This window comes from Peribacillus sp. FSL K6-5616 (assembly GCF_038008245.1).
Taxonomy (GTDB): domain Bacteria; phylum Bacillota; class Bacilli; order Bacillales; family DSM-1321; genus Peribacillus; species Peribacillus frigoritolerans.
The window spans coordinates 1,342,507-1,356,812 of record NZ_JBBOYT010000001.1 but is presented as its reverse complement, the minus strand read 5'-3'; the positions used below and the strand labels follow the sequence as shown (position 1 = coordinate 1,356,812).

Genomic DNA, 14,306 nt, shown 5'->3' with positions numbered 1-14,306 from the left:
TTGATCAAAAATTAATACACGAAACCTTGATAAATGATAAATAGAAAGGGCATGTTTTGAAAAAAGATTGATCCCTCTTTTGTTGTGTTCCTTAATAAACTAACGCACTCTTTAGATTAGGGACAAACTACAACCCAAACCCACACATTAATCCTCTACAATCACACTAATAACTTCATCGAATTTAATTTTCTCAAAGGAACTATCTTTCTTTTGAATGCGTAACTCTCTCGTGACAGGATGAATGTACACACAATAACCATGCAATTCTTGTGGATTTCCCTCGTTATGTAATCTAAATCTTATCGGTAAATGATATTCCATTGCATAATGAATGTTGTTTTCGAATTCTTCAACCTGGTATTCATCAAGAATAGGCTTTTTATTTAAGAAATAATCAACCTCACCCATTTTTTTTATAGCTTTATGTTCTGGCATAATCAATGCTGCTTGCCATTTAACGAGCCCTCTATCACGAATTGTCCCCATCAGAAAAAGCCCTCCTTTTCATCTACCATACACGAACAAGATTTCTTATTAAAGACAAAAAAAATTCCTTCCCCAATTATGGAGAAGGATAATTACTAGAAAAAAATATTGTGTAAGTAACGTATCTGCTCTATCAGCAGAAATTCCCAGTTTCTTCTGGAATTTATCTAATGTGACCCTTATCTAAAACCTTAGCCATGACCCCTTATTTAGAAACAATTATTAAATTATTCTTATTTAAAAATTGATATAGCAATTTCCATATTAAGAAGCCAATAACAGTACCTAACACATTAAAAATCAAATCATCAATATCAGCAGCACGATAGTTATAACCAATCCATAAACCAGCTAAAGCTTGAAACAGTTCGATTGATAAACTCGCAAAGAATCCAATGAATATAACTTTTCTTATTGTTTGTAAATTTGTAAAAATCATCGGTAAAACAAATCCCATAGGAAGAAAAAGAATGATATTACCAACTACTTGTTTTAAAAGAATAGTTAAACCAAAACTTAAAGAACCATAACTCATAGCATCATAAAAAATTTTAAATGGAATAAAATTATGTTTTAACCCAAGCTGGTCCTCTATCATTGTTTCTATAAAATATTTTTGAACTGGAAATGGAAATATAGTTATTCCAATAAGACTGCATATATAAATAATAAATAGTAATATATACAAAAATTTCAGAATAGATATACGTCTTTTCACAAGTGGAAATATTAATATAATAATAGATAACGATACTATTATTACACTCGGGTATAGGGCTAATATCATAAATAACTCTCCAATTTTTATTTAATAACTTATTGTACCAGATCCTTGAATTCTTTTACCATTTTGATTTTTCCATATTTCATACGAGTATTTTTTACCTTTTGTTAATCCGTATACGGTAGATGAATAAGGAGAACCTGCACTTGATTTACTATAAGTCATTTTACCCATAAGTTTTACACTTATACCACTACTATCATATTCATGAATAGTAAAATAGTTGTCAGTTCCCCAATTAGTCATATTAACTGTACCTGTCGCAGAAGTTTTAGTTGAGGTAAGACTTCCTATCGCAATATGATGTGTAATATTAAATGTAAAACTTTTGCTGGCTGCCAAAGCTGTAATATTAGGGGTAAGAATAATAATAGATACAAGTAATATCCCTATAGTTTTATAGATTTTTTTCATTTCTCCACACTCTCCTTGTTTATTATTGGGTGTTTTTTAAATATGTACATGTACATATGTAAACCTACCATAAAAAAAAGGTAATAGGGATAAATATTCAGAATATTCCTACTTTACCCTATTTTCATGTTACTATTTACTTATATAGAAATAAATAGAAAAACATAAGATCACGATGAAAGATAAAAAAAGTATTATGCCTATAAGAAAATTAACAGTTAAATAAATTGCCGAAATATTTAAAAGGGAAATTACAATTAACGGCGAAACAATGTATAAGCCCCTCTCATTTGAGAAGGGCTTTTGATTATGCAGCAAACAATTCAGTAAAAGTAGCTTTTCCTGCTTGCTTATCTACTGAGATTTTCCGTACCTTTTGAAATATAGATAATGCTGATTCTGTACCTTTTCCAAAGATAGAATCAAGTGATCCAGGATTATACCCTTCCAAATAAAGTGCTGCCTGTAGAATCCATGTAATATTGCCTTTTGCACTCTTTTGGACAGTGACAATGGCTGCTCTAGTCTTAGGTCCCCATTTTCCATCCACAACTAAATTTTTATTGTATTGTTTATTAAGTTCTGTTTGTAGTGCTTTAATCAGTGCTGTTTGAGTTTTCGGTCCATTAATTCCGTCCACAACAAGATTAGCATCATAACGGCTGTTTAATGTTTTTTGGATGTATTTGATTGTTTCATCCCCTTTATCCTTGGATGGCTCCTTAGTAACCTCTGAAGCAACCTCAGTCTTAGGAGGCACAGTAACAACAGTTTCAGAATCAGTCTGGAATTTTAAAGTAAGACTTGGCTTTTTACCAGCTTGCATCTGTGAGTAAGATAATCCACCCGTCATTTCCAAGTGTGGATAATCCTTAAACGAAGTCCAATCCCCACCCCATTTAAATCCTAATTCTTTACCGATGGCAGCTACACGTTTCCATTTTGTATTCACAGTCCACAAAGCTGTTTTACCATCATCAGTTAACAGGAAATAATCAATTGCTACACCAAAGTTATAGCCAGTTTAAAAGATGTGCAGGAACGTTTAGGACATAAATCCATTCAAACAACAGCAGATGTCTATGCTCACGTGTCAAAAAAACTTGAAGATAAAAGTGTGGACGGATATTCAAATTACATGGATTATCCCCAGTTGAATATGAAATAGTTTGAAATGTGGTCAAAATGTGGTCAGCCAGCCCGTTCCCTTTCATTTTATAAAAATAAAAAAAGCCTTGGCAACTGAGAAACTCAGTTATACCAAGGCTTTAAAGCTATTAATACATGGACATATATTGTTCGCGTTCCCATGGGTGAACTTGTGTACGGAACATATCCCACTCGATTTCTTTTGCTTCGACGAAGTGTTCAAGTAAATGTTCACCTAATGCTTCTTTGATGACTTCATCAGATTTTAATGTTTCCAATGCAGCATATAAAGTAGCTGGTAGATCAACTATACCTACTTCTTCACGTTCTTCTTTATTCATTACATAGATGTTGCGATCAACTGGAGCTGGAGGAGTCAAGTCGTTCTTGATACCGTCAAGACCAGCTTTTAGCAGAACGGCAAGTGCCAAGTATGGGTTTGCTGCTGGATCGACACTACGTACCTCTACGCGAGTACTTACTCCGCGTGAAGCTGGGATACGGATTAGCGGGCTACGGTTTTTAGCAGACCATGCAACATAACAAGGAGCTTCGTAACCAGGAACTAAACGTTTGTATGAGTTAACAGTTGGGTTTGTTACCGCAGTGAAGCTTGGAGCATGCTTAATGATACCTGCGATGAATTGCTCAGCTGTTTTGCTTAATTCCAATTTACCTTCTTTATCATAAAATGCGTTTTCGTTGCCTTTGAATAGAGAAACGTTACAGTGCATTCCAGATCCGTTAACACCGAACAATGGTTTTGGCATGAATGTTGCGTGTAAACCATGTTTGCGGGCAATCGTTTTAACAACCAATTTAAATGTTTGGATGTTATCACAAGCTGAAATCGCATCTGCATATTTAAAGTCAATTTCATGTTGTCCTGGAGCTACTTCATGGTGGGATGCTTCGATTTCAAATCCCATTTCTTCAAGCTCAAGAACGATATCACGGCGGCAGTTTTCTCCTAGGTCAGTAGGTGCAAGGTCAAAGTATCCGCCTTTATCGTTCAATTCCAGCGTCGGCTCGCCTGCTGCATCCAGTTTGAATAGGAAGAATTCAGGTTCAGGTCCAAGATTGAAATCTGTGAAGCCCATTTCTCTTGCTTCTGCAAGAACACGTTTTAGGTTTGCACGTGGATCTCCATCAAAAGGAGTTCCATCCGTATTGTAAATATCACAGATCAAACGTGCCACTTTACCTTTCTCGGAAGTCCAAGGGAAGATAACCCATGTATTTAGATCAGGATATAGGTACATATCAGACTCTTCGATACGAACGAAGCCTTCAATGGAAGATCCGTCAAACATCATTTTATTATCAAGTGCTTTTTCTAATTGACTGACTGGGATTTCAACGTTTTTAATTGTCCCTAAAATGTCAGTGAATTGTAAACGAATGTACTTAACATTTTCTTCTTTCGCTAAACGAGTGATGTCTTCACGTGTGAACTTTGCCAATTTCTATTCCCCCTAATAATTCATAAATCATATTTTTTATTGGAAAAAACGGGACATATCCCCTTGTCTAAGAGATGTTCGATGCTTGCTTCCTTGTAAAAGCTCGGCACGCAGAAGCTTGCGAAGCTCCTCGTCACTAAGGTCATGCCTTATTTTTTCCGCTTGTTCTAATTCTTGAGTTTTAGGTAAATTCTGTTCCTTTACAGTGAAAATCTTTTTAATGCCGGCCAGATTGACTCCTTGTTCGATTAAATCTTTAATCTCAAGCAGTCGATCGATGTCATTTAATGAAAAGACCCGACGATTTCCATCTGTTCTCATAGGAGTAATAAGTTGATGCTCTTCGTAATACCGAATTTGGCGTGCAGACAACTCAGTTAACTGCATGACGATTCCGATGGAAAAAAGAGGCATCGAACGCCGAATGTTGTTGCCGCTCATTCTTAGCATCCTCCTTTTGTTTATCTTAAAATAATCTTATATCATGTTATTAAACTTGTCAATATGATGTTACATTTTATAACGTGATTTTATCAGAAAAATTAAATGATTTGTTACTACACAAATATTATGACTATTATTCTTACTGGAATCCAATTGTATCTGGATTCCCATAACATAACTTATTTAATTTCAATTACAATTGAATCAGCTTTTTGTCCATTAGCGCATTCACAGCAGTCAATACAGCCATTTTAACATGGGCGTATGTCAATCCGCCTTGAACATAAGCAACATATGGAGCCCTTGTCGGACCATCTGCCGTCAGTTCAATGCTGGCCCCCTGTATAAAGGTGCCTGCAGCCATGATTACATCGTCCTCATATCCCGGCATATAGGCAGGATATGGTGTCACATGTGAATTGATTGGTGATGCATATTGGATGGCCTGACAGAAGGCAACCATCTTATCCCGTTCATCAAATTGAACGGATTGAATCAAGTCAGTTCGCTTCGCATCCCATTTTGGGGATGTATTCATACCGAGCTTTTCTAAAAAGGCCGCTGTGAACATCGCTCCTTTAACAGCTTGGCCCACGACATGCGGTGCCAGGAAGAATCCTTGGTACATTTCCTGCAGACTATAAAGCGAAGCACCTGCTTCAGCCCCTATTCCTGGTGATGTTAACCGATAAGAGCAAGCTTCAACCAGGTCCTTTTTACCAACAATGTATCCACCGGTTTTCACTATCCCGCCGCCAGGATTTTTAATGAGTGAACCAGCCATTAAATCCGCTCCGACATGACATGGTTCTTGTGTTTCAACAAACTCTCCATAACAATTATCCACGAACACGACGATTTCCGGGTTAATCTCTTTAACAAAGGCAATCATTTCCTTTATTTCATCAATCGTAAAGGAAGGACGTGTAGCATACCCTTTTGATCGTTGTATACCGATCATCTTCGTATTCGGTTGAATGGCATGTTTGACGGCTTCGAAATCAACGGTTCCAGTTTCCGCCAACGGAACGGCCTTATAGCTGATCTGAAAATCACGTAAAGATCCAATACCCGTCCCCCGGATACCGACGATTTCTTCCAAAGTATCATACGGCTTTCCAGTTATGTATAACAATTCATCCCCTGGGCGCAAAATGCCGAAAAGAGCTGTGGAGATGGCGTGTGTGCCTGATATAATTTGGGGGCGCACCAATCCAGCTTCCGCTCCGAAAACATCTGCGTATATCAATTCCAGCGTATCGCGGCCCATATCATCGTATCCATACCCAGTAGTCGGGATGAAGTGGGAATCACTCACTTTATGTGCTTGATAACTTTGTAATACGCGAAATTGATTTTCTTCGATTCGTTCGTCCACTTGCTTATGTAATGGAGAAATCATTGCTTCCACTTCCTGGGCAATGTTTTTCAACACTTCTCCATTTGTTAACTGCTGATACATCAAAATTCCCCTTTATAATGAATATTTCTCCAGCTGCCCGGTTATTGGATGATCAGCTAGACAAAAACCTTTGCATTCATATCTTTCCGATTCTTCATTAAAGGAGAGAGTGCGCAATATGGTTTCATTTTTCAGCTGTGATAATAGTTTACCCTCACTCGATGGCAGGAAAACATGATACGGGATCATTTCTTCAATCACGTACTTTTCAATTTCTTCCATGATTTCATTCAGATCCGATTGTTCATAGGCACTGATCATTAATGAAGCACGACTGGCTGATCTCACAAAATCAGCGTGAACCTTATCTTTCTTATTATACAACGTTAGCTGTGGAATGGAAGGGACATCTAAGTCATTTAGCAAATCCTGCACCGTTTTCTGATGATTAAAGTAATCGGTACTTGAGGAATCGACCACATGTAACAGCAGATCCGCTTCTTTCACCTCTTCCAAGGTAGAGCGGAATGCGGCAATTAAAGATGTCGGCAAATCTTGTATGAATCCAACCGTATCCGTCAGCAGCACGGTAAATCCGCTAGGAAGAATCGCCTTTCGTGTCATGGGATCCAGCGTAGCGAATAATTGGTTCTCTTCATATGAATCCGCCTCCGTCAAACGGTTGAACAGCGTTGATTTACCTGCATTCGTGTATCCCACAAGTGCTATTTGAAAGGTCTTATTACGTTTCCTTCTATCACGATAGCGTTCACGATGCTTCACTATTCCACTTAATTGCTGCTTGATTTCATCTATTTTCCCACGGATGTGGCGGCGGTCGCTTTCCAGCTTCGTCTCCCCTGGTCCCCTTGTGCCGATTCCGCCTCCTAGCCTGGACATTGCCGTCCCCTGTCCAACCAAACGCGGCAATAAATATTGGAGCTGAGCAAGTTCAACCTGCAGCTTCCCTTCCCTGGATCGAGCCCGCTGAGCAAATATATCCAATATTAGCTGTGTCCGGTCTATGACCCTTGCCTCCAATTGTTTCGAAAGGTTCCGAATCTGGCTCGGGGATAATTCATCATTAAAGATAAATAAATCCGGCTCCAGTTCCTCTTCCAGATTCCGGAGTTCTTCCACTTTTCCTTTTCCTATATATGTAGCCGGATCGACGCTTTCCCTTTTCTGGGAGATGGTCATTAAAACCTCAGCATTCGCAGTCTTCGCCAAAGAAGCCAGTTCATCGAGTGAATATTCAAAATGTTCACTGGTCTCAGTTGTTTGACACCCAATCAAGACAGCCGTTTCCTTTATTGCTTCTTCCAAATCACATGCACCACCTTCTGGTAGATTTCAGTTAATCATAACAAAAAAATTGAATATATAAAAATTTCCTCAAAACGAAGCTTTTAACCGTTTTAAAAATTGCGATACCATGCTAAAATCAAATTTGGCTTTACCATCAAAATCGAAAAGACATAGAGGGACATTCATATGACATGGGAAGTATTAAGCTTCATAGGTACGATTGCATTCGCTATAAGCGGAACCATCATCGCCATGGAAGAAGAGTATGATATTTTAGGAGTTTATATTTTAGGAATCATAACCGCCTTTGGCGGCGGGGCAATCCGCAATCTGTTGATCGGCGTCCCCGTTTCAGCTTTATGGGATCAAAGTTTCTATTTTGTCATCGCTTTAGTATCCATCACCATCGTTTTTGTTTTTCCTACAAACCTATCAAAGCACTGGGACAGATGGGGAAATCTCAGTGATGCCATTGGCCTCTCAGCCTTTGCCATCCAAGGGGCGATGTATGCCGTGGAACTTAATCATCCAATAAGCGCCATTATAGTATCAGCTGCATTAACCGGATGCGGCGGCGGGATACTCCGTGACGTGCTGGCCGGAAGAAAGCCATTGGTCTTCAGAAAAGAAATCTACGCAGTATGGGCCATCATTGCAGGCTTGGCTTTAGGCAGTGGTGTTTTATCCCAATCATGGCAGCTTTATTTGCTCTTTGCCGTCATCACGATATTGCGAGTCCTTTCTTACACCAATAATTGGCATCTTCCTAATAAAAAATGGGTGCCTAAAACATAAATTTGAAAAGCCCGCCATCTTGGTGGGCTTTTCCATGTCAATCTTTCTCTTCATCCTCGAAAATCAAATCTTGGCTGGTAAGCGTCAATAAATCGGATTTTTCAAATGAATCTTCCAGTAAAAGCCGCATCGCCTGCGCCCTAATTGACTTTTCTATTATATTGCGGATATAACGACCGTTAGAAAATGAAATAGGTCCCCGGAATGAACGTAATATGATTAAATGTTCCCTTAATTTCCTTTCGGCATCCCGATTCATAAGATACTCCTTTTCCTGCAGCATCCGATCGGCTATTTCCATTAACTGTTCAATCGTATAATCCGGAAAATCAATAACGAGCGGGAACCTGGAATGAAGGCCAGGATTAAGACTTAGGAAATATTCCATTTCCCTCGAATATCCAGCAAGGATCAATATGAATTCATGCTGCCGATCCTCCATATGCTTGACAAGGGTATCTATGGCTTCTTTTCCAAAATCCTTTTCGCCGCCTCTTCCCAAGGAATAGGCTTCATCAATAAATAAGATTCCGCCAATGGCCTTCTTAATTAAATCCCTGGTTTTTTGGGCAGTATGACCAATGTATTCCCCGACTAAATCTGCCCTCTCCGCTTCAATTAAATGCCCTTTCGAAAGTACATTCATTTTTTGAAACAACTTCCCGATTAAACGTGCAACCGTTGTTTTCCCTGTTCCCGGATTTCCTTTAAACATCATATGCAGCGCTTGCCGGCCAGTCTTCAGCCCCTTTGCCTCACGTTGTTTATTGATGTAAATCCAGGCATATATCTCTTTTATCATCCGTTTCATTTCTTCCATTCCAACCAGCGATTTCAGTTCATCTTCAATCTCTTTCAATGCCACATGCTGGTGGGGGATTTCCTGCACCAAAATTTCTTTTATCGGCAGATCCTTTTGTAGCGCTTTTCTGTTTTCCGCATTAAACACAATATTGATTTGCCCGTTATTTTTCATACGGATCGGTTGTTCCATTTCTTTCACCTCTCCATCTTGGACCCTGACTCTAACACCACAATTTTTTATGATGGCATGGCAAATGCTGCATAGCCAAAATTATCCCATCGGAAAATTCGTTTATTCCTTTCGTGATTAAGCCCCATTCCCTTCTTGAAAAGCGACTTATTCTGACAGGATTTTTTCATTGGAGGATTTATTACGACAAATCCCATTCCCATTCACCAATATATTAGGGGTAATGTCATTTCCTGCGGTTTCCCGGAAAATAATCCGTCCCTTGATATATATTCAAATAAGGTACGTAAAATTATCGATTCTTTGAAAAAGGACAGAGAAGGGCATGCAAAAAAAAAAACAGGTCGCTATAAGCTAAACCTGTTTTTTCATTCATATATATGATTATTCCTTCACTTCGTAATCGATCTGAACATTACGTTGTGGAGCAAATGTAGAAATCGCATGTTTATAGACTAATTGCTGCTTGCCCTCCGATTCAAATAAAACGGTAAAATTATCGAACCCTTTCACTTGTCCTCTAATCTGGAACCCGTTTAATAAAAATACCGTCACATACGTACCATCTTTACGTAATTGATTAAGAAACTGATCTTGAATATTTACTGATTGTTTCATGTATTAGTCCTCCTCTTTTCTCTCTAAATTTATGTATTCGCCTTCACTGAAAAGCTTTCCTGCTATAAATCCAGATATTTCATGTATTTTTTTTGGAAAACCTTCGAGATCGGTCATATCAAACCAAATTACATCCATTTTATTCCGGAACCAGGTCAATTGCCTTTTTGCGTATCGACGGGAGTTTTGCTTTAATGTCTCAACGGCTTCATCCAATGAAGCCCTTCCATCAAAATAATCATAGATTTCTTTATAGCCTATAGCCTGGATCGATTGGCAATCCCTCAAACCTTTTTCATGAAATGACTCCACCTCTTGAATCAGCCCTTGTTCTACCATGACATCAACACGTTGATCGATGCGTTGATATAACTTTTCACGTTCCATTGTCAATCCAATGATGCACGTATCATATTTCAATTCTGTAGGCTGTTCATTTAGCTGCTCACTCATCGTTTTACCAGTACAATGAAAAATCTCAAGTGCCCTGATCACCCTTCTTACATTATTGGGGTGAATCCGATTCGCGCTTTCAGGGTCAACGCTGCGTAATTGTTCAAAAACAGGATCGATTCCTGACTCCCTTACCTGTTTTTCAAGTCCCTCCCTATAAACAGGGTCGGATGGAGCCTCCGAAAATTGATAATCATAGATGACTGATTGTATGTATAATCCTGTTCCGCCAACGATAATGGGAAGTTTACCTCTGCTTTGGATATCCTCGATACAAGCATTGGCTCGCTCCTGGAACTCTGCTGCACTAAATGGTTCATCAGGTTCTTTAATATCAAGTAAATAATGAGGGATTCCTTCTGTTTCTTCCCTTTTGATTTTTGCAGTACCAATATCCATCCCCTTATAAACCTGCATGGAGTCTCCGCTAATAATTTCACCATTAAATAACTTTGCCATCTCAATGCTCATCTTTGTCTTCCCAACAGCAGTCGGTCCAATGATAACGAGAAGTTTTCCTTTTTGTTGTTTCACAATCTCACTGCCTTATATGATTTTTTCCCTATCTTATCATAATCTCGTTGAGAGCAGCTAAACATCTACCCATTATGTCCAATTGAGGTACTTTTATTCAATTTTTCACTTGTAATAATCGTCACCTTTATATAAAAAAGGTATGATCCCTTTGAGGGATCATACCTTCCAGTTTGTCGACAAAAGGGGTTCGGAATTAAAAAATTCTGAACCCCTTTTGAAATTCCCTTTGAATTTTCGCCTAAAGTTTAGAGCTTGGGGCTCTACGAGCCCACTATGTTAGGCCATTTTTGGACCTTGCCATGTCCAATTGGCCATCTTCTTTAAATTAATGGCAGCGAAAGTAAGCATCGCCTGCATCGACAATTTTTTAAGTCCCCTTAAAGTAGTCCAACGCATACCATGCTTTTCTTTTGCATCTGCGAATACACGCTCAATCGTTTCTTTACGTTTTGCATATATAGGTTTTACATCTTGATGATGACGCAGATGATCTGCTTCTTCCACATGTGTTTGCCAGATATGCCGTGTCACCACTTTTTGACAGTCTTTGCTTTCTGTACACCGAGATAAAAATGAGCATGTTGTACAAATTTGTTTTGGCGATTTGTACTCGCGATAGCCCTCTTTATTTGTTGTTGAGTACTTTAAAGTTTCGCCCGAAGGGCAAAGGTAACAATCAAAATGTTCATCGTATACATAGTCCTGTTTGCGGAAAAATCCTTCTTTGGTGCGAGGACGTGTATAAGGTAAAGCCGGTATGATTTCTTTGTTAAATAGGTAGCTTGTAATCGCTGGTGTTTTATAAGCTGCATCTGCGGCAACGGCTTCCGGTTTTCCAACTTTCTCAATCACTTGTTCAACTAGTGGCTCTAAGATCTGACTGTCATGTGTATTTCCAGGTGTTACAATCGTTCCCAATACAAAACCGTTGCGGTCTGCGGCCGCGTGGAATGAATAGGCAAACTGTTTTGTTCGTTCATCTTTCACATAGTAGCCACTCTCAGAATCCGTTGTACTTTCTTTAATCTCTTTGGTCTCTTCTTTATCAAATTTATCTGGTGGAAAAGGCTTTTTTCCATGGTTTTCACGATCTTGATTGATTTCTTCTTGAAGACGTCCTTGATACGCTCGTGTTTCTTTACGAACGATTTTCTTTTCAAATTTCCGTTTATTCGCACTGGCTTTCACATGTGTGGAATCCACGAAAACGTGTTCAGCACTTATTAACTTTTTATTAGCAGCTGTCATTAAAATGCGATAGAAAATCTGTTCAAACAGATCTGTATCTTTGAAGCGTCGCTCATAATTTTTCCCGAACGTAGAGAAATGAGGTACTTTATCATGGAAACCATAGCCTAAGAACCAACGGTAAGCCATATTGGTTTCAACTTCTTCAATCGTTTTACGCATGGAACGAATACCGAAGGTATATTGAATGAAAGTCAGTTTAACTAAAATAACTGGATCAATACTTGGGCGTCCTACCTCTGAATACATATCTTTCACCAAGTCATAAATGAAAGTGAAGTCAATGGCAGCCTCCATTTTACGAACCAAATGGTTCGGTGGTACCAGTTGATCTAAAGTAATCATTTCAAGTTGATCTCGCTGAATAGAATCATGTTTAGAAAGCATCCTCATCACCTCAAGTTTTAATACTTCTATTTTAAAACAAACATGACTCCAGGCAAAAGTGTTCTATCTAAAAGGTAAGACAAAGTTGATTGGAACGGAAGGTACGAGACTCCTGCGGGAAAAGCGCGTCTAGGGGAGACCCCGCAGGCGAAAGCCGAGGAGGCTCCCCGACCGCCCGCGGAAAGCGAGTGCCTGGAGTGGAAATCAACGTCCAAATTGTACAAGCCATAAAAATAGACAAACTCGATTTTCATCGAGTTTGTCTACAGTCTGAAAGGTATGATCCCTTTGAGGGATCATACCTTCTTATCAAATGTGTTTCCTTTGGATCAATTTAGCCCATTTTTCCACTTACGGGAATGATCATCGTAACGGTTGTTTCTTTTTCAGAGGATTGTACATGAATCTCTCCATCATATCTGTTCACTAAGTCTTTGACGATGAACAATCCTTGTCCGCGAACTTTGCCCTTTTGTGCCTTTTTGGTTGAAAAACCGCTGGCGAATATATTCTCCAGATCTAATTCCGAAATCATTGGTCCTGTGTTCGTGACCATAAACGTATACTTTTCATCATCAGCTTTGCAGGCAATATTCATTCGGCGTTCTTGCTCTGGCAATTGAATTGTTGCCTCAATAGCATTTTCGATAACATTTGATAATAATTTTATCAAATCGATTGTTTTGATCCAATTGAAGGATTTGGGTGAAACATCAATTTCAATATCGATATTATAATTCTGGGCCGAGAGCCTTTTGGTCTCCAACAGGACAGATAAGCCAGGATGAATCACATCCAATTTCATTGATTCAATTGAATGCACTTCTTTTGAAAGCCCTGTTAAGTATTCGAGTGCTTTTGCGTTCTCCTCTAATTTAAGCAGTCCATGTATCACCTGAATATGATTGGAAAAATCATGCCTTAATGAGCGGACTGAAGCAAATAGAGATTGAAATTCCGATTGATACGTATCTTCCGTATCCCCCACTTCACGTGTCAGTTCCTTTTGATACCATTTTTGAATGACAAAAAAGGTAACCAGCAGCATGATGACAAATCCACCATTATAAACAAGAATGGCAATGCTGCTTTTCAATACCTTGCCGTTAATGGCATTAATATCTTCCGCGCTCACATCAATGCCCAAAAAACCAATAATGTCACCATCTTGATTTTTCATTGGCACTCCCACAGTCAAATACTCACCATATTCCGGATCTTCTAGAATCCCGGTAATGAAGCTTTTGCCCTCATATCCCTGTTTGACCTGCTCCGGCGGAACTGTACATGCACCACCGATAGGAAAATCCCCTTTATGATCTTTAGAAAACCCAGTAATCATGCACTTGGATACTGTGGGATTATCAATCATGATGGTATAAACATATAATGCTCCTATTTTTTCACGGGCATCCTCTAAGTAAGCTTTTATATCCGAATAATCCTGGCTCTTTACTTGGTTATTGAGAAATCGCTGATAGGCCTCCATATCCATCGAGTCGGCTATAGATCTAGCAGCTACCAAGTTTTGATTGGCAACGGATTTTTGCACAGAATTTTTAATGCTTAAATATGTTGAAAACATATTTAGAAGAATGAAAACAATCAATAAAAGTATGGTCAAATAAAGAAGTGCCCTTAACTTTTTATTTTTCATAGGATTAAACTTACCTCATCTCTAGCAGCTAAAAGTTAACGAACCTATTCTGAGTTTACTATATTAAGGGATAAAGAAATAGGGAAAAATCTAATATTCTCTATAACCCCAGGCATATAATACTATAATAAATCAAGTAATTAACAGATCACCCACTATTTTTT

Annotated in this window: 14 protein-coding genes and 1 pseudogene; 1 reads left to right on the top strand and 14 read right to left on the bottom strand. The window is 38.7% G+C overall.

The genetic code is table 11. From position 1 onward, the window contains the following. Window positions 1-147 precede the first annotated feature (147 nt). The 9 genes and pseudogenes from MHB45_RS06555 to hflX all read right to left on the bottom strand — a co-directional run bounded on the left by MHB45_RS06555 (window position 148) and on the right by hflX (window position 7,471). On the bottom strand, window positions 148-489 hold the full coding sequence (locus tag MHB45_RS06555) for a YolD-like family protein (protein ID WP_072272753.1): 342 nt from the start codon (window positions 487-489) through the stop codon (window positions 148-150). A 205-nt stretch (window positions 490-694) separates the two neighbouring features. Further along, window positions 695-1,276 carry a VanZ family protein gene (locus MHB45_RS06550; protein ID WP_072272752.1) on the bottom strand — a complete coding sequence of 194 codons (582 nt, stop codon included), beginning with the start codon at window positions 1,274-1,276 and terminating at the stop codon, window positions 695-697. Between the two features lie 21 nt (window positions 1,277-1,297). Then, window positions 1,298-1,687, bottom strand: coding sequence for a hypothetical protein (locus MHB45_RS06545; protein ID WP_072272751.1), 390 nt, complete (start codon window positions 1,685-1,687; stop codon window positions 1,298-1,300). Window positions 1,688-1,994: 307 nt separating this feature from the next. Further along, on the bottom strand, window positions 1,995-2,513 hold the full coding sequence (locus tag MHB45_RS06540) for a peptidoglycan-binding domain-containing protein (RefSeq protein WP_260089155.1): 519 nt from the start codon (window positions 2,511-2,513) through the stop codon (window positions 1,995-1,997). 36 nt (window positions 2,514-2,549) lie between these two features. Beyond that, window positions 2,550-2,693 (bottom strand): annotated as a pseudogene (locus MHB45_RS06535) (M15 family metallopeptidase); the annotation flags it as partial. 271 nt (window positions 2,694-2,964) lie between these two features. Beyond that, complete coding sequence (gene glnA, locus MHB45_RS06530; RefSeq protein WP_034313424.1) at window positions 2,965-4,299, bottom strand: type I glutamate--ammonia ligase; 1,335 nt, start codon at window positions 4,297-4,299, stop codon at window positions 2,965-2,967. A 36-nt stretch (window positions 4,300-4,335) separates the two neighbouring features. Further along, a complete protein-coding gene (locus MHB45_RS06525; RefSeq protein ID WP_048680941.1) occupies window positions 4,336-4,740 on the bottom strand; it encodes a MerR family transcriptional regulator in 405 nt (134 codons plus the stop codon). A gap of 196 nt (window positions 4,741-4,936) precedes the next feature. Then, window positions 4,937-6,205 (bottom strand): methionine gamma-lyase family protein, encoded by a 1,269-nt coding sequence (locus tag MHB45_RS06520; RefSeq protein ID WP_048680936.1) that lies wholly within the window; start codon window positions 6,203-6,205, stop codon window positions 4,937-4,939. Between the two features lie 12 nt (window positions 6,206-6,217). After that, window positions 6,218-7,471, bottom strand: coding sequence for a GTPase HflX (gene hflX / locus MHB45_RS06515; RefSeq protein ID WP_048680932.1), 1,254 nt, complete (start codon window positions 7,469-7,471; stop codon window positions 6,218-6,220). A gap of 168 nt (window positions 7,472-7,639) precedes the next feature. Here hflX and MHB45_RS06510 point away from each other — a divergent pair, with 168 nt between their 5' ends. Then, window positions 7,640-8,248, top strand: a complete 609-nt coding sequence (locus MHB45_RS06510) for a trimeric intracellular cation channel family protein (RefSeq protein WP_048680928.1) — start codon at window positions 7,640-7,642, stop codon at window positions 8,246-8,248. A 37-nt stretch (window positions 8,249-8,285) separates the two neighbouring features. On the opposite strand, the gene spoVK is transcribed toward MHB45_RS06510, so the two are convergent. The 5 genes from spoVK to MHB45_RS06485 all read right to left on the bottom strand — a co-directional run bounded on the left by spoVK (window position 8,286) and on the right by MHB45_RS06485 (window position 14,142). Next, window positions 8,286-9,242: a stage V sporulation protein K gene (gene spoVK / locus MHB45_RS06505; RefSeq protein ID WP_048680925.1), complete on the bottom strand. Its 957-nt coding sequence runs from the start codon at window positions 9,240-9,242 to the stop codon at window positions 8,286-8,288. Window positions 9,243-9,626: 384 nt separating this feature from the next. Then, window positions 9,627-9,860, bottom strand: coding sequence for an RNA chaperone Hfq (hfq, locus tag MHB45_RS06500; protein ID WP_034313436.1), 234 nt, complete (start codon window positions 9,858-9,860; stop codon window positions 9,627-9,629). A gap of 3 nt (window positions 9,861-9,863) precedes the next feature. Then, window positions 9,864-10,784 carry a tRNA (adenosine(37)-N6)-dimethylallyltransferase MiaA gene (gene miaA / locus MHB45_RS06495; RefSeq protein ID WP_048680990.1) on the bottom strand — a complete coding sequence of 307 codons (921 nt, stop codon included), beginning with the start codon at window positions 10,782-10,784 and terminating at the stop codon, window positions 9,864-9,866. Window positions 10,785-11,126: 342 nt separating this feature from the next. Beyond that, complete coding sequence (locus MHB45_RS06490) at window positions 11,127-12,485, bottom strand: IS1182 family transposase (RefSeq protein WP_072272405.1); 1,359 nt, start codon at window positions 12,483-12,485, stop codon at window positions 11,127-11,129. A gap of 334 nt (window positions 12,486-12,819) precedes the next feature. Further along, window positions 12,820-14,142 (bottom strand): sensor histidine kinase, encoded by a 1,323-nt coding sequence (locus MHB45_RS06485; protein WP_340907528.1) that lies wholly within the window; start codon window positions 14,140-14,142, stop codon window positions 12,820-12,822. Window positions 14,143-14,306: the final 164 nt, after the last annotated feature.